This is a genomic window from Streptomyces sp. SID11385, assembly GCF_010548245.1.
Taxonomy (GTDB): domain Bacteria; phylum Actinomycetota; class Actinomycetes; order Streptomycetales; family Streptomycetaceae; genus Streptomyces.
Genome location: NZ_JAAGLR010000550.1, coordinates 1 through 784, shown reverse-complemented (window position 1 = coordinate 784; position 784 = coordinate 1). Strand labels below are relative to the sequence as shown.

Here is a 784-nt window from a genome sequence, read left to right as displayed (position 1 = left end):
TCGTTGCGCCGCCCGCGCCGCGCTGCTCGCCGTCGAGCGCGCCGAGGCGCTGCGCAACGAGCAGCGGCACGGCCTGGCGGTGCCCGGGCACGGAGCGGCTCCCATCCGCCTCCATGTCTCCGACGCGCTGCGCGACATCGGCGACGGCGTGACCGAGCTGGAAGAGGCACTGTTCGAACGCCTCGGGCACGGTCGCCCGCGCCGCGCCCCGGTCGCCGAACGCCTGACGCGGATCACCGCGCTCCTCGGCCGTACCGCGGCGGACCCCACTCTCGCCCGGCACGCGCGCGACGAACTGCGACGCATGGCGCGGCGCTGCTCCCGTGCGCTCGGCGAGACCGAGGAGATGGTGCGGTTGCCCGGGCGCTGCCCCTGGTGCGACTCCGTCTCGCTGCGCGTCTTCCCCGAGCGGGACGCCGTCCTGTGCGTCAACCCGGGCTGCCGCTGCGCCGATCCAGCGTGCGACTGCGCGAGCGACCCGGCCTTCCGGCACCTGTGGGAACGCGCGGAGTGGGACGCGGCGCACGGCGGTGCGCGGTGACCGGCGTCGCGGGGCGTCCCGCCGCGTACGGCCTGGCGCTCGTCACGGGCGCGCTCGCGGCCCGTGAGGCCGGGGTGGTGCCCGCGACGATCAGGAAATGGGTCCAGCTCGGGCACCTGAGCCCGGCGGGCCATCAGGGCAGGTCGCACCTCTACCGCCTGGAGGACGTCTTCGCCGCCGAGCGCGCGGCGCGCGGACGGCGCGGGTCGGCGCGGGGCTGAGGCCCTGCCGCGCGCGGCCCAC

At 77.4% G+C, this 784-nt stretch carries 2 protein-coding genes; both read left to right on the top strand.

The features are described from left to right. Positions 1–541, top strand: a 541-nt coding sequence (locus G3I42_RS16755) for a hypothetical protein (protein WP_164286799.1), incomplete at its 5' end; no start/stop codon positions are given. Then, positions 538–762, top strand: a complete 225-nt coding sequence (locus tag G3I42_RS16750) for a hypothetical protein (RefSeq protein WP_343244566.1) — start codon at positions 538–540, stop codon at positions 760–762. The genes G3I42_RS16755 and G3I42_RS16750, both read left to right, overlap by 4 nt. The last annotated feature ends 22 nt before the right edge of the window (positions 763–784 follow it).